The following is a 17444-nucleotide window of genomic DNA, read 5'->3' as shown; positions in this document are numbered from 1 at the left end:
GGGCCGGATAACACTCGGGGCGTGCCCTGAGGTGGTGGCCTAATCCATGATATCGTACCCGCCGTCGATGTATATCGTATCGCCGGTGGTCAATCTTGCCCGCTCCACGTCGCGCTGCCTGCCAACAGCCATATCCGCTGTTGGTACACGCAGCATGACGAAACGGTTGCAGCGCATGTATCTTACGGTAGCATACGCGGAGCTTCAGTTCGGGGTGTCTGATGGGAACCGGGGTACCTCGCCGGTTGACATGCGTTCAATTTCGGACGGCCTATGGTCGGACAATGATCTCAATCCCCGCGCCTATCTGGCTCTCCGAGGATCAGTTTTGCCTTTTCGTCAGGCTTTCCCGTTGCTCCGGCGTCAGTGGTCTGATCTTTTCGCCGCGCAGCATCAAAAACAATTTGGCGGTCTCTTCCAGCTCCTCGGTGGCATATTGTGCCTCGCGCAGCGATTTTCCGGCAACGACCGGACCGTGATTGGCGAGCAGAACAGCATGGCTGTCCCTCGCCTTTTCCCGTACCGCCTCAGCCAGGGCTGCGTCACCCGGTGGAAAATACGGCGCCAACGGTAGCTTGCCGACCCGCATGACATAATAGGCGGTCAGTGGTGGCAGCAGATCGTCGGGATCAAGACCATCGATAAGGCTGACGGCAACAGCATGCGTCGAATGCAGATGCACGACTGCGCCGGTGGCCTTGCGTTCGCAATACATGCACTGATGCAGGAAGGCTTCCTTGGTCGGCTTGTCGCCGCCAATATGAACCCCTTCGGCAGAAAATTTCGACAAGCGCTCCGGATCAAGCGCGCCCAGCGAGGCGTTGGTGGGCGTCATCAAGAGATCGCCGTTCGACAATCTCGCGCTGATGTTTCCGGTTGAGCCGAACGTAAAGCAGCGGTCGAACAGCGATTTGCCGACCTCGACGATCTCGTCGCGCAGGCGCATTTCCTCAGACAGTGTCGCCGTCATTTCAAGAGCTCCCAGGCTTTGATGAAGAAGTCAGGCGCGCCGAAATTGCCGGATTTGAGCGCCAGGGCCATTGGCTGTTCGTCCCCCATCGTCAGCGTCCAGGGGACACCCGGATCAATCTCCGGGCCAATATAAAGGGCCGAGGGCTTGAGCGCGCCGACGACTGCTCCCGAGGTCTCACCGCCAGCGACAATCAGCCGCCTTACACCCTTCAGCCTCAGCTCCGTAGCGGTCTTGGCGAGGAAATCTTCCACCAACTCGCCGGCTTTCTGTCTTCCGAGAACCTCTTGTGCCGCGCGCACCTCCTGAGGATCGGCACTCGAATAGATCAAAGGCGTGTGCTTATCCTGAGCAATTGCCCACTCTACCACCTTGTCAACGGCAATGCGCCCATTGGCAATGTCGATCGGGTCGAGCTTCAATGCCGGTTGTCCGGCGCTGATCACAGCCTTGATCTGGGCCCGCGTCGCCTCGGAACAGGATCCGGCGAGGATCGCTGCCCTGCCGGGAGGCGAAGGAAAGTGAACGACGCCAGCCCGGGATGACAGGAGCCCTCGTCGACGGAAATTCTCCGGCAGGCCGATCGCAATGCCGGAGCCACCGGTTATCAATGGCAGCTCGGCCGCCGCCTCGCCGATGGCACGCAAATCCTGGTCCGAGAGCGCGTCGATGATCAACGCCTGCTCGCCCCGCGCGCGTGCATTTGCGAAAGCTTGCCTGATGGTATCGGCTCCGCGTGCGACGACGTCATGGGCGACCAGGCCGACCTTCATTTTCGACTGGGCGGCCATGAGCCGGACGAGCGAACTGTCGGTCATAGGCGTCAGGGGGTGATTGCGCATCGGGCTTTCCGAGAGCAACTGGTCGCCGACGAAGAGATGTCCCTTGTAGATCGTCCGGCCATTTGCAGGGAAAGCCGGGCATACGATGGTCAGGTCGGTGCCCAGCTCCTTTACGAGCGCGTCGCTGACCGGACCGATGTTACCCTCTGCAGTGGAATCGAATGTCGAGCAATATTTGAAGATGAATTGCTGTGCTCCTGCAGCTTTCAGCCATGCGAATGCGTCGAGCGCCATCGCCACCGCTTCCGAAGCTGGATTGGTTCGGGACTTCAGTGCAACGACGACCGCATCGACATTACCGGGATCAAACGCTGGCGACGGCACGCCCACCGTCTGGATGGTCCGCATTCCCTCACGCGAGAGCATCAAGGCAAGGTCGGTTGCCCCCGTGAGATCGTCGGCGATTGCGCCCAGCAACATGTCGTTCTCCTGCTTGTAGGGAACGAGCGCCCTAGGCGGTCGCCCCTTCGATGATGGAAAATCCGGTATCGATGACTCTCGGCGGATCGCTGCGCTCTGCGCTTTCGAGCAGGTGCTCGACCGCGGCTTTGCCGATGGCGAAGCGATTGGAAAGAACGGTCGACAGCGGCTTGGGAAGCGCCTGACCAATCTCCAGGCCGTTGAAGCCGAAGAGGGCGAGCTTGTCCGGCACGGGAATGTCGGCTGCCAGGCAGTGCATGAAGCCGCCGACCGCCATGTCGTCGTTGGAAAAGGCGACCGCCTCGATATCGGCGCCGTCAACGAGAAGGCGCGCCAGTGCCTCGCGTCCTGACAGGGCGGAACTCGGCCCGTCGATCCTGTTTTCTGCGACCAGATCCAGCCCCTTTTCGCTGAGGCCCTCGCACAGGCCGAGGTAGCGGGCGTGAGAGCGGCGGTCGGCAAGCCAGTCGTGGCCGACATAGGCGATCTTCGAATAGCCGCGCTGCATCAGATGGCGGGCAATCGCCCTTCCCGCCTCGCGATTGGAAAGACCGACGGCAAGATCGATCGGCCGATTGTCGATGTCCATCAACTCGGCGATGCGAACTTTGCTCGCTTCCAACATTCCCCGCGCCGCATCGGTATGTTCGAGCCCTGTCGTGACGATCGCGGCTGGTTGCCAGGCGAGCAGTGAGGAAATGAGCTGCTGTTCCTTGACGAGGCCATAATCGGTGACGCCGATCATCGGCTGGTAGGGGGTGCCTGCAAGACCGGCGTGGATCCCGTGCAGCACCTCGGCAAACACGATATTCGACAGCGACGGAAGGATCACCCCGATTATCATCGAGGAAGACGACGCCAGCGAGCCGGCCGCGCGGTTAGGCACGTAGCCGAGCTTTTCGATCGCCTCGTTGACGCGTTGCCTGGTCTCGGCTGCAATGAAACCCTTGTTGCGAACGACCCGCGACGCCGTGTTTTCGCTGACATTGGCCAGCCGCGCGACATCTGCGAGCTTCGGCGTCCCTGTCGGTGTCAAAGCTTCCACTTCCTCAATAATCCGCCGATCCATCGCAAAATGCGTCACGGTGTCGTCCATATCTCAGCGCTAACATATTTTCCTTGATCCCATCAAGAGGATATGGTTTGAAAGTGATGTTAGCGCTGAGATAATCTCAAGTGTCCTTGTTTCGACGAATAAGAAAGGGGTTGCCGGAATGGTGCACCAATTGACTGTTGCTGTTGTCGGTCTCGGCTCCATGGGGCTCGGAATGGCGCGCTCGGCACTTCGAGCGGGGTTCACGGTGCGCGGCTTCGACATCAATCCGAATGCCCTGCATGCGCTTGAGACGGATGGCGGCGTCGCGACGACCGCGCCAAGAGATGCCGCAAATGGGGCCGACATCGCGGTGGTCGTTGTCGTCAATGCGGCTCAGACCGAAACGGTGCTCTTCGGGGATGACGGCATCGTCTCTTCCATGAGGCCCGGGAGCGTGATCGTTTCCTGCGCGACGATTTCGCCCGCCGAGGCGAAAGAATTCGCGTCACGCGTCGAGGAAGCCGGTCTGCTCTATCTGGACGGTCCGATCAGTGGCGGCTCGAAGAAGGCTGCCTTAGGTGAACTGACGTTCATGGCCTCCGGATCGCCTCACGCCTTCTCGGCTGCTCGTCCTGCCCTCGATGCGATGGCTGGGACGGTTTATGAACTCGGGGATAAACCGGGCATTGGCTCCTCATTCAAGATCGTCAACCAGTTGCTGGCCGGCGTCCATATTGCTGCTGCCTGTGAGGCAATCACCTTTGCCAAGAGCCTTGATCTCGATATTTCGCGCGTTTTCGATGTGATAACGAAATCGGCAGGCAACAGCTGGATGTTCGAGAACCGCATACCGCATGTCCTTGCCGGCGACTACGCGCCGCACAGCGCGGTGTCGATCTTCACCAAGGACCTCGGCATTGTTTCCGATATCGGGCGCAAGCAGAAATTTCCCCTACCGATCACGGCTGCCGCATTGCAATTGTTCGTCATGACCGAAGCAGCAGGCATGGGGCGAGATGATGACAGCTCGGTCGCCAGGCTGCTCGCCAAGATCACCGGGCTTGAACTGCCAGGAATGTCGGAGGAGATCTGAGAATGCCGAAGTTCGCTGCCAATTTGTCGATGATGTTTACCGAGCGCCCGTTTCTTGAGCGGTTCCAAGCGGCGGCCAGTGCCGGCTTCACCGCCGTCGAATACCTCTTTCCCTATGATCATCCTGCGGAGTTGATCACCGAAACACTTGCCGCTGCGGGGCTGAAACAAGCGCTTTTCAACATGCCTCCCGGCAACTGGGCTGCAGGCGACCGCGGTCTCGCCAGCCTCCCGGATCGCCGCGAAGAATTCGCCACGGCGCTTTCGACGTCGATTTCCTACGGCAAGGCCATCGGGACGCCACTTCTGCACATGATGGCAGGCAACGCCCCATGGGACGATCCCCTGGCGGCGGCATGTTATCGCGACAACCTGCAACGGGCAGCGGACGCCACGGCGGCAGCGGGCATCGGCCTCGTCATCGAACCGATCAACGGGCGCGATATGCCGGGCTACTTCCTCAATCACTTCGAGCGCGCACTGAGGCTGATTGATGATCTCGGCCACCCGAATGTGCGCCTGCAATTCGACATCTATCACCGCCAGATCCTGCACGGCGATGTCCTTATGGCTTTGAGGAGGATGGCGCCGAAAATCGGTCATATCCAGATCGCGGCGGTCCCGACACGCAACGAACCGACGACGGGCGAACTCAACGACAGCGTTATCCTCGCTGACATCGATGCGATTGGCTACCAAGGCTATGTGGGATGCGAATACCGGCCGGCCGGGATCACAGAGGAAGGGCTCGGCTGGATGAAGTCGATTTGATCAACCGTGGCCGCTCGCGATGGGATTGCTCCCCGGCAAGTTTGACCAAGTCAAGCTTCGGACGATGACGTGCGCAGCTCGGACGCGGCCTGGCTGCGCCTCGGATGGATCTAGGCCATCTCGCCCAACACCCTCCCAATCCCCGGCTTCCGAAACACGAAGCAGGCTCAGGAGAACACCGAAGCACTTCCCAAGGGACCGCTCTCGCCTGCGACGATGACGGAACAAAAGACATTACTCGGGTCGTGATGGACCGCGAGGGGTACTATTTTCCGCCGGCATTTCGCGACTGCTGATCGGCAGGCATGGACGCGTTTTCCGGAGATCCGCCTGATCGGCAACAATCGAGGCCGCCTCCTTCAGCAAGACGTCCTATGCATTCTTGCGCATGACGAGATCAACCGGCGCCGGCAATCTTGATGACGCCAAGCGTCCCTGAGCTCCCGCTCCATGCTTTTTCGAGAGCCCGCTGCATCTCTGTTTTGATCGATTGAGGGATGTGTCGGCGCAATCCGGAATCTCTTTGAATTTTTTATTCTGTGCTGTCGAATAATGAATTCTCCGTTCGACTCCTTTGGGTGCACTGGAGGAAACCAAATGAAATTGCATTTCAGCAGAAACCCAAATCCGCGCCTCGCAGTCGCGGTAGCGCGCCTTTTGGACACGGAGATCGAGTTCCAGTTCGCCGAGCCAATGGCCCCAGGCCAATCGGAGCGATATCGTCCGCCCAATCCAAACCTTCTTTTGCCGATCCTGGAGCATGCGTCGGCGCGCACTTTGGGAAACCGATGCGATTGCTTGCTGGCTATCACGGCACGCCGGCTCGAACTTCTGGCGAACTGACGAAGACGAACCGGAAATGATCCGCTGGATCAGTTGGGCGAAAGAGAACTTCATGAAGGCATGTGACATCGTCCACTGGGAGCGCGGCACAAAACCGCGCTACGGGATCGGGCCCTGTGACGACACGATGGTTGAAGAGGGTCTGGGCCAATTCCACAAGGCGGCAGCGATTCTCGAAAGAGAACTTTCCGATCAGCCGTGGCTTCTGGGCGACATGATATCTTTTGCCGATTTTCGTATGGCGACCTTTTTGCCCTTTAACGACACGGCGCGCCTCCCCATCGCGGAATACCCCTCCATACAACGCTGGTCTGATCGACTAAACCGGATCGACGCCTGGAGGGACCCGTTCAAGAAATTGCATGCCCCCGATCTGCCCCCTCTTCCCATTTGACACGAACCTGCAGGAAATGTCCGCTCAGGAAACCCCTTCCCGGTCTGGCCGGCACTCTGTACCGGTGGCAGTTGGATCTATGTTGGATGAATTGAAGGGCGGTGGTGCATCTGGCCAAAAGCTCCACCCTCGCCTGATCTGTCATTGGTTTCTTGAGCGTCCTAATTTTGAAGTTGCAGGGTGTAACGTGTATGTCGACGCTCCCCGATGCGCGTGAGGGCGCCAATCTCTACAAGTTGCTGCAGGTCGCGTGTCGCCGTTGCCCGAGATGTGGCTGTGATCGAAATATAGTTCTCCGCACTCAGCCCGCCTTTGAAGCCTGCAATACCTTCCTTGAAGATGCGCGCGATGACCTTTTCTTGCCGGTCATTAAACCGGCCCCGGAATCGGTCATAAAACTTTGCCTTTTGAATGAAGAAGGTAATTCGCCCGATGGTTGTTTGCTGGGCTTCAAGGATTGTCTGTGAAAAATAGATGATCCACCCGGTGATATCGAGTGTTTTCTGATGACGTTCCAATTCCAAATAGTAGGCTTTTCGACTCTTCTCGATCGTGAAAGCGAGGGAAATCAAGCTTGGCTGTCCGATGTTTTGAGCCAAGGACTTCTCGGCTAAAGCTCGGCCAATTCGCCCGTTGCCGTCCTCAAAAGGATGTATGCTCTCGAAATAGAGATGTCCGATGGCCGCGCGCGTCAATGCCTGCAGCGGGAACTGCCCATCTGGTCCGGATCGATTGAACCACGCAACGAAATGCTCCATCTCTGTGCCTACCTGACGGGATGCGGGCGCTTCGAAGTGGATTACCGGCTTGTCCAGCCGACCTGACACTATCTGCATTGCATCTGCATGACTGCGATAGGCGCCTATCGTGTCGATATGCCGATTTCCGGCCATCAGCATCGACTGCCAGCGGAAAAGCTCCTCGTGGTGCAATTCAGCAGCCCAATTTTGATAGACATCTGCCATCATCTCCGCGATCCCACGCTCCTGGGGTCGAACTGGCCGATCATCTGTATCGAGTCCAAACTGTCGACGCAGCGACGACTGGACGCTTGCGCGATCGAGGAATTCGCCTTCAATCTCAGAGGTTTTAATAGCCTCGTCGCTCAACAACTCTATTCGGAGCTGACGACCATCGTCCTCGTTGAAATGCCGAACTGCACCGATTACCTCACCGGATGACTGCAGAAATTTCTGCTCCATGGAGGCCATGCTCTCAGCATCGTATTTGAAATTTGGCCAATCGGCGTGCTGCCAGTTCCACTGCATGAGTTATAGATACCTTTTCTATAACTCAAAAATACAGCTCTTAATGAGGTATTACAAGCTTCTCTATTGCTCAGTCGACAGCCGACGCTTGCTCTTCGAGTGGATCAACCGCATGGCGACGAAGCAATGACCTAAGCGATATTTACGAGTCACCCGGCTCATTGATGGAAGCACGCGATCTTTCAGGAGCAGTGTTGACCTCACCATGACCACCGTGGCCAGGCGCACTGGCGATCAGTCTCATTGCGCCGGCCAACAGCAGAATGGAGGCGGGCAGGACCAGCGCGTTCCACTGGAGCATCTGATCTGTCTCGGCCACGAGCGTGGCAAAATGGACCACGAGATAAAGTATGATCATCTGGATGAAGAGGTTTTTGAGTTCGGCAACGCTGTCGATAATCATCCAGCCTGGCAGTGCAGCGCGTTGCTTCGGCGACAGATCAACAAGAAAACCAAGCGCGATGGCGCAGCCGAAGATGACGAGGACGATGGCAAACAGCAGCTTATCCGTCGCTCGCATAACGGCCGCAATGACTGCAAGATCCGGGTCGGTCCTTACATATGCGAAGGCATGCCATAGTGTCAGAAGTCCTTCCCAGAACATCAAAGCCGCAGCCGCGATGACGCCTATGGATGCAAGCGCCATGACGAAGCGCAACTTCAGCAGGAGGTATATCATGTTTTCTCCAATCGAGCTTCATGCTTCCCGGCGGCGCTGCCGTCATGGCTGAACACCAGCAATCTGCAGCTCCGATCGACTAAGAGCCGCCTGGGCAAAGGCAATGACGGCACGGAAATCGAAGCGATCGTTTGCAGCAAGAGTGGCGAGGACAGCATTGTCGAACAACTGCTGCCCAGCTGAGCTTACGATCGCACATCACAAAAACAAGCCGGTTGAAAATCTCCGACGACGTCAACTGAAAGTAAATACGGCAGAGGCGGGTTGGGTGTTCTTATGAAGACGTTGACCGATAGGAGATGGAGGACACCATCTTCCAGCATCTGGTTGAAATTATTGACGACCCATCTCACCTCCTTCTCCTGGCCCCCAGAGCTCAGCCGGGAAAATCTTTGGGGAATCCAACGAGATACGCGCGTAACCGAGAAGCTTTTTTGCCCGAACAAGGGCAGGAAACGACAGGCGGCGCTTTCTCCGAAACGGCCGTCCAGGCCGCTTCCAAACTGCCCCACATCCGGTCCACATCTACAAGGCTCCGACTCCAACAATAGGGCCATCGCTGACGGCTTGCCGATTTCAACGACTAGCAGTAGTATTTGAATATATACTAATTTTCCGCGTCAGACTGTTTCCATACGTGTCGACTTGAGAAATATCTCGGTTCAGGTGGAGACTGGTCGATGAAAGTGCGACGTCGGATTCGATCGGTATGCCTCATAATATTATCGGCCACGTTGATGTCCGCACCGAAGAGCGCCACAGCAGAGGCCGGGCCTTCCGTGGGCGTCTTCAATGTTCCGGTTCAAGATGTTTCGCCGACGCATGAATTCGTCGGTCGCGTGGAGGCGGTCAATTCCGTCGATATCCGTTCACGGATCGAAGGCTTTCTGGACGAACGTCTTTTTGACGAAGGTCAACTGGTCAAAAAGGATCAGGATCTTTTCCTGATGGACAAACGATCACTCGAGATATCGCTGGCGGACGCCAAGGCAGCGCTTGCGAGCGCCCAGGCGACCTTGGACGACGCCCAACGCCGCGTTGCTAGAAATCAGTCGCTGACCGGCCAGACCGTAACGCGCGCGACGTTGGAAGAAAGCCAAGCGGCGGTTGAGACCGGGCAGGCAAACCTGTCGTCGGCACAAACACGCGTTGACCAGGCCGAGCTCAATCTCAGCTACGCCCGAATAACCTCGCCGATCGACGGCCGCATCGGGGCAGCGGAACTGTCTGTGGGAAGCTTCGTCAGCGGCAGTTCGACGGCGCTTGCGCGGGTCGTCGAGATCGATCCGATCCGCGTGGTATTTTCCGTGAGCGACAAATCCATCCTTGAACTGCGCGCGGCGGCCGGTGATATCGGCAAGGAGGAACTCGCCAGCCGCTATCGGCCCACGCTGCGGCTCTCGAACGGCCAGCCGTACAAGCAGCCGGGAAAAATCGAATTCTTCGGCAATGAAATCGACCCGGCGACGGGAACGCTTCCGATTCGAACGCTGTTTCCCAATCCGGATGCCCTTCTTATTCCAGGCCAGTTCGTCACCGTCCTCATATCGGAGGCGGAAAAGACGCTGCGCCCGGTTGTGCCGTTGGGGGCAGTGCAGCAGGATCGTGAAGGCAAGTTCGTCCTGTTGGTCAACGAGAAGAATGCCGTCGAGCTGCGACGAATAAAGGTCTCCCAACAGGTCGGCGGCAATTGGGCAGTGGACGATGGCCTGAAAGGCGGTGAAAAACTGATAGTCGAGGGCTTTCAGAACGTCTCTGAAGGCGTGGTCATCAATCCCGTTGACGTCTCTCCAACCGATAGCAGCGTGCTTTCGCTCGCGCCCACCGCATCGCAATCAGGCTCAGCGCAATGAACATATCGGCGCACTTCATTGCCAGGCCGAGATTCGCGATGGTCATCGCAATCGTGATGATGATCGCGGGCGGAGTCTCACTCCTCCTGATCCCAGTCGCGCAGTTTCCGCAGATCACGCCGCCTGAAGTGCAGGTGACGGCGAGCTATCCCGGGGCGAATGCAAGCGTCATGACCGACAGTGTCGCGGCACCGATCGAGGATCAGGTGAACGGCGTCGACAACATGCTCTACATGTCGTCATCGAGTACCAATAACGGCACCTATAGCCTGACGGTGACATTCGCGGCGGGCACGGATCCGGACATTGCACAGGTCAACGTGCAAAACCGCGTGGCGCTGGCATCGCCGCGACTACCCGCCGCCGTCACCCAGACAGGTGTCTCGGTCAGAACTCGTTCGTCCAGCATGCTGCTCGGCTTTGCGATTTATTCGCCGAAAGGCACCAAGGACGACGTCTTCATCAGCAATTACGCGATGATCAACATAAGGGACGCGATCGCGCGTCTGCCGGGCGTTGGCGAGGCGAGCGTGTTTGGTCCGGCCTACAGCATTCGTATCTGGATGAACCCCGATCGCATGCAGGCTCTCGGCGTCACTGCCTCGGACCTCACCGCCGCCATCCAGGCCCAGAACGCGCAGGCGTCGGCCGGTCAACTGGGCTCTCCCCCGTCGCCCGCCGGCCAGCAGCTGCAGTTGACGGTCATGGCGCGCGGAAGGCTTGCTGATGCAACGGAGTTCGGCGACATCATCATCCGCACCAACAAGGATGGAGCGATCGTTCATCTCCGTGATGTCGCACGTGTCGAACTAGGCGCGGAATCCTACGATACGACGTCGACCCTGAACGGCAAGCCCAGCGCGACGGTCGTCGTTTATCAATCGGCCGATGCCAATGCGCTGGCCGTATCGAACGCCGTTCTTGGCGAACTGGAGACCTTGTCGAAACAGTTTCCCGATGATGTCGCATATACGGTCGTCTTCGATACGACCGCTTTCGTTCGACAAACGATCCATGAGATTTTCGTCACGCTTGCGATCACCTTCGCGCTCGTCGTGGCCGTTGTGTTTTTATTCCTGCAGGACTGGCGTGCGACGATTATCCCGACGCTGACGATACCCGTTTCCCTGGTCGGTGGCTTCGCCGTGCTCTACCTCATGGGCTATTCGGCGAATACGATCACACTTTTCGCCATGATACTCGCAATCAGCCTGGTTGTTGATGATGCGATCATCGTGGTGGAAAACGTGCAGCGCATCATGAGCGAGGCCGGTGTCGACGTGCGCGAGGCGACGTTGCGCACCATGAGCCAGGTCACGGGGCCGATCGTCGCCACGACCCTGGTGCTGGCCGCCCTCTTCGTGCCCGTTGCCTTCCTCGCCGGCATAACCGGTGAACTTTACCGGCAGTTCGCGGTTACCATTCTAATCACCATCACCTTCTCGACGATCAATGCGCTGACGCTCAGTCCAGCGCTCTGCGTCCTGATCCTACGGCCGGCGCAGGCGGGCCGGTCGCGAATTTTCGGCAAGATAAACGCGGGGCTCGATGCATCGAGACGGTTTTACCTACGTTTGCTGGCGGTATTCGCCCGCAGGATTGCCCTTAGCCTGCTGGTTCTTGCCGTGATCGTGGTCGGCATCTTCGGCTTCTATCGCATTCTGCCCGTGGGCTTTGTGCCATCTGAAGACCAGGGCTATCTGTTCATGAATGTGCAATTGCCGGATTCCGCGTCCCTGGAGCGCACGCAGCAGACGATCGCGACAGTCACCTCCGTGCTTCAGCGGACACCAGGCGTTGCCAATACCATCGCCATCGCCGGAACGAGCATGATCGGTGGTGGTGGCTCGAATTCCGCAATGGTCATCTCGGCGCTGAAGCCGTGGAGCGAGCGCGGCTCGGATCAGAGCGTCTTTGCGATCATGAACCGGCTGCGTGGGGAGTTCAGCAGGATTTCTTCCGCGTCGATCGTGCCCTTCAATCCGCCAGCGATACCCGGTCTCGGCACGACCGGCGGCTTCGACTTCCGCCTCCAGGCTCGTGCCGGGCAAAGCCAGGAAGAACTCGCCGAAGTGATGCGCGGCTTGATCATCGCGGCCAATCAGACAAAGCAACTGACAGGCGTCTTCAGCACGTTTTCGGCAGACGCGCCGCAGATCTATCTAGACATCGATCGCCGCCGTGCCGAGCTTTTCGGCGTTTCTCCGGCGACGATCTTCAGCGCGCTGCAAGCGCATCACGGATCGGCCTATGTCGATGACTTCAACATATTCTCGCGTGTTTACCAGGTTCGCATTCAGGATGAACCGAATTTCCGGACGCGCATCGAAGACATCCAGCGGCTGAGGGTGCGAAGCCAGTCGGGCGACCTGGTTCCGCTGCAGGGAATGGTCTCCATCTCGACCATCTACGGGCCGAACTCGGTCAACCGCTACAATCTTTTCCCCTCCGCCGCAATCAACGGGCAGGCTGCGCCAGGAGCGAGCACCGGGGACGCCCTCGACGCCATGGAAACGCTTGCCGCCGAAAAGCTGCCGCCAGGCTTCGGATTTCAATGGACGGGACTGGCTCTTCAGGAAAAGCAAGCTGGCGGACAGACCATCATCATCCTGATCATGGGGATCATTTTCACCTATCTGTTCCTCGTTGCCCAATATGAAAGCTGGAGTGTCCCGCTGGCGGTGATGATGTCTGTAACAGTCGCAGTTCTCGGAGCCTTGGCCGGCCTGGCGATCGGCGGCATCGATCTTAACATCTACGCGCAGATCGGCCTGCTGCTGCTGATCGGGCTGGCAGCAAAGAACGCCATCCTCATCGTGGAATTCGCCAAGGAGCGCCGGGAAGAAGGCTTCAGCGTCATGGAAGCGGCAACCGAGGGAACGTCGCAGCGCTTCAGGCCGGTATTGATGACGGCAATGGCATCCATATTGGGCGTGGTGCCACTGGTGGTGGCGACCGGTGCGGGAGCAGGCAGCCGCCAGGCAATCGGCGTAACCGTCCTTGGCGGACTGTTGCTCGGAACGATCGTGGGCCTTCTCATCATTCCGCTGCTTTATATCTTCGTTCAGACAGTGAGGGAGATCGTCAAGCTGAGACTGTTCGGGGCCGCGCACCCGCAGCCGAACACCGGAACCACCGCGGCACCCCCTTCGGACAAGGGGATGCTCGGGTGAAACGACGCCGGATTTCGACCGCATTTCGAACCCCGGAGCCACCGGGCGGCGGCCTCTTTGACACTCCTCAATGAGATTTCGAGTTCGCTTGATATCTTCAGCCAAGCTCACATAGTTCGTGAGTGACCGAACACCGCACAAAAGGGCGTGCTATCCTTGCTGAGCGTCCCTAGATACGGGGGTCGGCGGCACTGGGAGGATGATTTCGGAGGCGACCTTCCAGTCCTTCGCGATCTTCTTCCAATTGATGATCATCAGGAAGGGTTTTGGGGTCCCGTCCTGTCCAGCATAGGACACGGTAATATTCATTGGAGCGTAGGACTCGGCGATATCCGGAGTCAGCCCGACGACCTTGAGTTTGGACAGATCGGGTGTCAGCACGACAGGGCCGGAGGCCGCAATGTCATGCAGTTTCTGATCGATCGCATCGTTGCCCCAGAAGCCTGCCCAGTTGCCTTCGGATGGTATGGCGCTCTTTGCGACCAGAAGAGCGGAAGGCGACTGCCAAAACATCGTGTGCAGGCCCTTGATGTCGTGCTTGTTCGCCAGTTCCATGAGCTTGCTGAAGCGTGCTTCGATCGTGTCGATGGTGCGGGCGTCCAGTGGGTCCTGGTTGGTTGCCGAAGCGACGGTCGCGAAGCCTGGAAAGACGGTTGCCAAAGTGAAGGCGGCGGCAAGGAGCATTTTCTGCATTGGATATCCTCTGTTAGAATTGATGTGCCTGCTGGATGACGACCGCCGGTTAAGACGACCGTCCCGTCTCCGGCCTCAAGCCTGCTTCTTGGCGATGTTTGCGGCTCCCCAAAGCGAGCCGACGTTGACCCGATTGGGATAGAGCTGCAGCATTGCGTCATAGAGTTCGCGGGCGGTCTTTGTTGCCTCGTTCAAGCGATTGAAGTCGCGGATATATTGCCGCGTCTCATTGATGATGCATGGATCGTCAGGATTTTCCGGCACCTTGTGCCCTGCGATAACCGTGCGGGGAGCAAGGCCGTCGAGCCGATCCAGCGCCGAAATCCATTCGACCCGGCTTTCGGTCGTGGTTTCGCCGAGATAGAGGTGAACGCCGTTATAGACGACGTCACCGCCGACGATCAGCCCCGCCGACGGAACATAGAGGCATGTCGACACCGCCGTATCGGTCCGCCCGGCGTTCATTGCCACAAGCTTGTGCCCTTCCAGCTCCAGTTCATTGTTGTCCAGCGGTTCGGCCGCAAGCAGCCGGTCGGGGATCTGACCTGGAAACAGCCTGCGCCAGAAGTTCTCGACCGAGGCCGGCGACAGATGCTCGTGCATGGCCTCGACCACGGCTGGCGTTGCGACGGCCCTGGCATTCGGAAAGCGTTCGAGGAGTGGCGCCAGTCCAAAGAAGTGATCGCCATGCCCGTGAGTGATGTAGATGGCCGTCAGATTTTTGCCAGTAGCGGCCACCCAATCCGACAGCGTCTGTGTCTGTTCGGTAGTAAGGAAGGTGTCGACCAGGATGGCGTCGCGTTCGCCGTAGATCAGCGTTGATGAATTCGCCACCCACATCAGCTCTTCGTGGCCGGGCGGTACATCGCGGCTCAGACCTGACCGCTTGATGTTGAGCGTGCTCCAGGAAAGTCCATCATCTAAGGCTGAGGTCATGTTTTTCTCCATAATTTGAGAAGGATGGATTATCGCGTCGAATGGCGCGGATCCGGCTGCGCAGTTATGCGTCGGGCAGGGTGAGATGATCCGCGCCAAAAGGCATTTCTTGACACAGGCTTACGGGGTGCTAATAATCATGAGGTGACCGGTCAGAATTAATTAGTCAAGGATGTATTGAATGAAATCTTCGTCAACTGGCCGAAGGGGTCCAAAACCGAAGCTTGGGACGCGCGACAATCTCGTTCAGGCGGGTTTGGGGATGTTTCACACCGACGGATATGCCGCGACGGGTGTTCAGGGCATTGCCGAGAGTGTCGGCGTCCCCAAGGGATCGTTCTACAATCACTTCGCCAGCAAAGAGGTTTTCGGCGTCGAAGTCCTCGACGCCTATTTTGATCGCAATGAGGACAAGCTGCGCAGCATGCTTTGCGATGCGTCAATTGCCCCACTCGCCCGTTTGGCCGGTTATTTTGACGACAGGATCGAGGCATTCAGGGCGGCTGGCTTCGTGAGAGGGTGTCTGCTCGGAAATATCAGCGCCGAGGTCGCCGACCACAGCGTCCTCATGCGCGAGCGGCTTGCGATGCATTTTGGATCGTGGACGCGGTTTTTCGAGCACTGTATCGCACAGGCACAGGATGAAGGAGCGATCAGTCGTGGCCTGCCAGCGGCGCTTCTGGCCCGCTTTGTGTTGAACAGTTGGGAGGGCGCATTGCTGCGCATGCGGGCTGAAAAGCGCGATGAGCCTCTTCTCGACTTCAAGACGACCATATTCGATCTTGTCCTGAAACAGCGCGCCGATCTCTGATCCGAAAATCAATCCAGTCCGACCTCGTATGTGCCAGGAACCCATATGGGCCAGCGGCCATGCTGCCGGACGTGTTGGCCACCTTCGTTGCAGCCGGACCATTGCTCGTTCAACAGCGCAAGGATCGAGAGGCGGCGGAGCGCGAGCGCCAACTGGCTGATCAGCGCCTCTATGGCGCGGCTATCAAAGACGAGCGCCATCTCCCTCCGTTTGCGATCGGGAAAAAGGGGCGTTTTCTAATCGTCGTATCGAATACCCTTTCCCGCAAGAGCCTCTTCGACCGCATGGCGAAGCCACTGTATTTCGCGAAGCATCTGCTCCGAGGATAACTTGAATTGATCGCGCACTACCTCAAGCAGGATATTGCCGCGTGCGTTAAGAGTATGAAGAGGTTTGGTTTCATTAAGGGGTTCGTCCACCATTTCTATCACCCGCTGGCCTTAGCTTTGATCGCCGTCCTCATCCTTGGAATGCAAAGCGTGCAGGTCTTCCCTCAACCGAACGGGCAAATCCATCTTCTCATGCAAGATGCTCATCATACCGAGATCGCCGTTGTCCAGTTCGCGGAAGAAAACGTAGTGATGTTCATATCGGCTGAAAAAGGCCTTCCTCGTCACATCGGAAGGCACCGCCAACTTCTGAGGAAGTTTCCGCCAGACTAGGCGGCTTTTGCAAAGACGCTCAAGGTGAGAATGCAGGCCACGGATATAGGTATCAGCTTGTCCTTCGCCCCATCTATCGGACGTATCACGCCAAATCCTGTCCTGTGCGGCGTCCGCACGAGGATAAAAGCGATATCCCGCCATGGTTAAAGGCGCTTGTTACGGCGAATAACGTCTTCGGCAGAGACCGCGATGAATTCGCTGTCTTTAGCCTGCATTGCGGGCGCCAGTTCTTTTTGCAAGGCTTCCCACGCCTCGTCCCGCGTTTGCAAGTCGCGGCGGATCAAGGCGCGAATATACTCGCTGGCATTTTCGTATAGCCCATCATCGCCAATTTGCTGCTGGATATGATCCTGCAATGCACCACTGACTTTGACGTGAATGCTACCCGAAGCCATGCGTTTATCCTTTCGTTCTCTTTTAAGTATGGGTGCGGTAGCAAATATTGTCAATATTCTCCACAAAACTCCGTATTTCGAATAAATCCGCTGCGCCAGGGATAACGGCTGTTTGGAACGCAAAAGCCCGCCGTGGGGCGGGCTATTTCTGTGTATTGGTTGCGGGGGCAGGATTTGAACCTGCGGCCTTCAGGTTATGAGCCTGACGAGCTACCGGGCTGCTCCACCCCGCGCCAGCGCAAATCGCTATGCGATTTGTCGCGATCCCGATAAACCGCAAAGCGGTTTGTCGGACTGCCGGGGCGACTGCTTTGCAGTCGCTCCCGTTCAACGTTTCCGTATTCTGCGCCAAGCCAATTGCTTGAGCAATTGGCTCATGGCTTTCTCAGGCCCAAAGCAAAAAGGCCGCTTTTAAGCGGCCCTTTGATCGGCTTTGGGCCGTTTTCGCTCAGAGAAGATTATTTGTTTTCGCATGCAGCTTTCGAAGCCTTACGGCTTCGGCGCATGCGTTTGTTGCGTTTGGCAGACCTGGCAGCGACCTACTCTCCCGCGTCTTAAGACGAAGTACCATGGGCGCAGGGGCGTTTCACGGCCGTGTTCGGA

General features: G+C 57.8%; 16 protein-coding genes, 1 tRNA gene and 1 pseudogene. 6 read left to right on the top strand and 12 right to left on the bottom strand.

The features are described 5' to 3' along the window. Positions 1 to 322: 322 nt before the first annotated feature. Genes otnC through EV561_RS32280 form a run of 3 tightly spaced genes read right to left on the bottom strand, consistent with a single transcriptional unit; the run spans position 323 to position 3301 of the window. The gene (gene otnC / locus EV561_RS32290; protein ID WP_132527990.1) at positions 323 to 970 is read right to left on the bottom strand and encodes a 3-oxo-tetronate 4-phosphate decarboxylase; all 648 of its coding nucleotides are present in this window, start codon (positions 968 to 970) and stop codon (positions 323 to 325) included. Continuing rightward, the gene (gene otnK / locus EV561_RS32285) at positions 967 to 2232 is read right to left on the bottom strand and encodes a 3-oxo-tetronate kinase (RefSeq protein ID WP_132527989.1); all 1266 of its coding nucleotides are present in this window, start codon (positions 2230 to 2232) and stop codon (positions 967 to 969) included. Before otnK ends, otnC begins: the two co-directional genes overlap by 4 nt. A gap of 31 nt (positions 2233 to 2263) precedes the next feature. Further along, a complete protein-coding gene (locus EV561_RS32280) occupies positions 2264 to 3301 on the bottom strand; it encodes a LacI family DNA-binding transcriptional regulator (protein WP_132528017.1) in 1038 nt (345 codons plus the stop codon). A 145-nt stretch (positions 3302 to 3446) separates the two neighbouring features. Here EV561_RS32280 and ltnD point away from each other — a divergent pair, with 145 nt between their 5' ends. The 3 genes and pseudogenes from ltnD to EV561_RS32265 all read left to right on the top strand — a co-directional run bounded on the left by ltnD (position 3447) and on the right by EV561_RS32265 (position 6368). Then, a complete protein-coding gene (gene ltnD / locus EV561_RS32275; RefSeq protein WP_132527988.1) occupies positions 3447 to 4361 on the top strand; it encodes an L-threonate dehydrogenase in 915 nt (304 codons plus the stop codon). Positions 4362 to 4363: 2 nt separating this feature from the next. Beyond that, complete coding sequence (gene otnI, locus EV561_RS32270) at positions 4364 to 5131, top strand: 2-oxo-tetronate isomerase (protein ID WP_132527987.1); 768 nt, start codon at positions 4364 to 4366, stop codon at positions 5129 to 5131. Positions 5132 to 5728: 597 nt separating this feature from the next. Beyond that, a pseudogene (locus tag EV561_RS32265) lies at positions 5729 to 6368 on the top strand (glutathione S-transferase family protein). Positions 6369 to 6529: 161 nt separating this feature from the next. Here the strand turns inward: EV561_RS32265 and EV561_RS32260 are convergent. Further along, the gene (locus tag EV561_RS32260) at positions 6530 to 7636 is read right to left on the bottom strand and encodes a Fic family protein (protein WP_132527986.1); all 1107 of its coding nucleotides are present in this window, start codon (positions 7634 to 7636) and stop codon (positions 6530 to 6532) included. A 142-nt stretch (positions 7637 to 7778) separates the two neighbouring features. Next, positions 7779 to 8315, bottom strand: coding sequence for a YqhA family protein (locus EV561_RS32255; protein WP_132527985.1), 537 nt, complete (start codon positions 8313 to 8315; stop codon positions 7779 to 7781). Between the two features lie 680 nt (positions 8316 to 8995). On the opposite strand from EV561_RS32255, the gene EV561_RS32250 reads away from it, so the two are divergent. Together EV561_RS32250 and EV561_RS32245 are read left to right on the top strand one after the other, a co-directional pair. Continuing rightward, complete coding sequence (locus EV561_RS32250) at positions 8996 to 10168, top strand: efflux RND transporter periplasmic adaptor subunit (protein WP_132527984.1); 1173 nt, start codon at positions 8996 to 8998, stop codon at positions 10166 to 10168. Beyond that, positions 10165 to 13341: a multidrug efflux RND transporter permease subunit gene (locus EV561_RS32245; protein WP_132527983.1), complete on the top strand. Its 3177-nt coding sequence runs from the start codon at positions 10165 to 10167 to the stop codon at positions 13339 to 13341. Before EV561_RS32250 ends, EV561_RS32245 begins: the two co-directional genes overlap by 4 nt. Before the next feature lie 150 nt (positions 13342 to 13491). On the opposite strand, the gene EV561_RS32240 is transcribed toward EV561_RS32245, so the two are convergent. Next, positions 13492 to 14034, bottom strand: coding sequence for a hypothetical protein (locus EV561_RS32240; RefSeq protein ID WP_132527982.1), 543 nt, complete (start codon positions 14032 to 14034; stop codon positions 13492 to 13494). Positions 14035 to 14109: 75 nt separating this feature from the next. Further along, entirely contained in the window at positions 14110 to 14970 is an 861-nt protein-coding gene (locus tag EV561_RS32235) for an MBL fold metallo-hydrolase (RefSeq protein ID WP_165927998.1), read from the bottom strand. 181 nt (positions 14971 to 15151) lie between these two features. On the opposite strand from EV561_RS32235, the gene EV561_RS32230 reads away from it, so the two are divergent. Beyond that, on the top strand, positions 15152 to 15781 hold the full coding sequence (locus tag EV561_RS32230; protein WP_132527981.1) for a TetR/AcrR family transcriptional regulator: 630 nt from the start codon (positions 15152 to 15154) through the stop codon (positions 15779 to 15781). 8 nt (positions 15782 to 15789) lie between these two features. On the opposite strand, the gene EV561_RS37685 is transcribed toward EV561_RS32230, so the two are convergent. The 5 genes from EV561_RS37685 to EV561_RS32210 all read right to left on the bottom strand — a co-directional run bounded on the left by EV561_RS37685 (position 15790) and on the right by EV561_RS32210 (position 17074). Further along, positions 15790 to 15981: a hypothetical protein gene (locus tag EV561_RS37685; RefSeq protein ID WP_207910632.1), complete on the bottom strand. Its 192-nt coding sequence runs from the start codon at positions 15979 to 15981 to the stop codon at positions 15790 to 15792. Between the two features lie 36 nt (positions 15982 to 16017). After that, a complete protein-coding gene (locus EV561_RS37680) occupies positions 16018 to 16203 on the bottom strand; it encodes a hypothetical protein (protein ID WP_207910631.1) in 186 nt (61 codons plus the stop codon). 18 nt (positions 16204 to 16221) lie between these two features. Beyond that, positions 16222 to 16587 carry a type II toxin-antitoxin system RelE/ParE family toxin gene (locus EV561_RS37675; RefSeq protein WP_132527979.1) on the bottom strand — a complete coding sequence of 122 codons (366 nt, stop codon included), beginning with the start codon at positions 16585 to 16587 and terminating at the stop codon, positions 16222 to 16224. 2 nt (positions 16588 to 16589) lie between these two features. Further along, positions 16590 to 16841: a transcriptional regulator gene (locus EV561_RS32215; RefSeq protein WP_132527978.1), complete on the bottom strand. Its 252-nt coding sequence runs from the start codon at positions 16839 to 16841 to the stop codon at positions 16590 to 16592. Between the two features lie 156 nt (positions 16842 to 16997). Next, positions 16998 to 17074 (bottom strand) — tRNA-Met (locus EV561_RS32210). Positions 17075 to 17444 lie beyond the last annotated feature (370 nt).

The organism is Rhizobium sp. BK376, assembly GCF_004341625.1.
Classification (GTDB): domain Bacteria; phylum Pseudomonadota; class Alphaproteobacteria; order Rhizobiales; family Rhizobiaceae; genus Rhizobium.
This window is presented reverse-complemented; position numbering and strand designations above follow the sequence as displayed.

Bases quoted from the DNA above. Each gene is read 5' to 3' on its own strand.
- EV561_RS37685 (WP_207910632.1), bottom strand. From the start codon at position 15,981: ATGGCGCTCGTCTTTGATAGCCGCGCCATAGAGGCGCTGATCAGCCAG.
- EV561_RS32245 (WP_132527983.1), top strand. From the start codon at position 10,165: ATGAACATATCGGCGCACTTCATTGCCAGGCCGAGATTCGCGATGGTC.
- EV561_RS32280 (WP_132528017.1), bottom strand. From the start codon at position 3,301: ATGGATCGGCGGATTATTGAGGAAGTGGAAGCTTTGACACCGACAGGG.
- EV561_RS32250 (WP_132527984.1), top strand. From the start codon at position 8,996: ATGAAAGTGCGACGTCGGATTCGATCGGTATGCCTCATAATATTATCG.
- EV561_RS37680 (WP_207910631.1), bottom strand. From the start codon at position 16,203: ATGGTGGACGAACCCCTTAATGAAACCAAACCTCTTCATACTCTTAAC.
- EV561_RS32255 (WP_132527985.1), bottom strand. From the start codon at position 8,315: ATGATATACCTCCTGCTGAAGTTGCGCTTCGTCATGGCGCTTGCATCC.
- EV561_RS37675 (WP_132527979.1), bottom strand. From the start codon at position 16,587: ATGGCGGGATATCGCTTTTATCCTCGTGCGGACGCCGCACAGGACAGG.
- EV561_RS32240 (WP_132527982.1), bottom strand. From the start codon at position 14,034: ATGCAGAAAATGCTCCTTGCCGCCGCCTTCACTTTGGCAACCGTCTTT.
- ltnD (WP_132527988.1), top strand. From the start codon at position 3,447: ATGGTGCACCAATTGACTGTTGCTGTTGTCGGTCTCGGCTCCATGGGG.
- otnI (WP_132527987.1), top strand. From the start codon at position 4,364: ATGCCGAAGTTCGCTGCCAATTTGTCGATGATGTTTACCGAGCGCCCG.
- EV561_RS32215 (WP_132527978.1), bottom strand. From the start codon at position 16,841: ATGGCTTCGGGTAGCATTCACGTCAAAGTCAGTGGTGCATTGCAGGAT.
- EV561_RS32260 (WP_132527986.1), bottom strand. From the start codon at position 7,636: ATGCAGTGGAACTGGCAGCACGCCGATTGGCCAAATTTCAAATACGAT.
- EV561_RS32230 (WP_132527981.1), top strand. From the start codon at position 15,152: ATGAAATCTTCGTCAACTGGCCGAAGGGGTCCAAAACCGAAGCTTGGG.
- otnC (WP_132527990.1), bottom strand. From the start codon at position 970: ATGACGGCGACACTGTCTGAGGAAATGCGCCTGCGCGACGAGATCGTC.
- EV561_RS32235 (WP_165927998.1), bottom strand. From the start codon at position 14,970: ATGACCTCAGCCTTAGATGATGGACTTTCCTGGAGCACGCTCAACATC.
- otnK (WP_132527989.1), bottom strand. From the start codon at position 2,232: ATGTTGCTGGGCGCAATCGCCGACGATCTCACGGGGGCAACCGACCTT.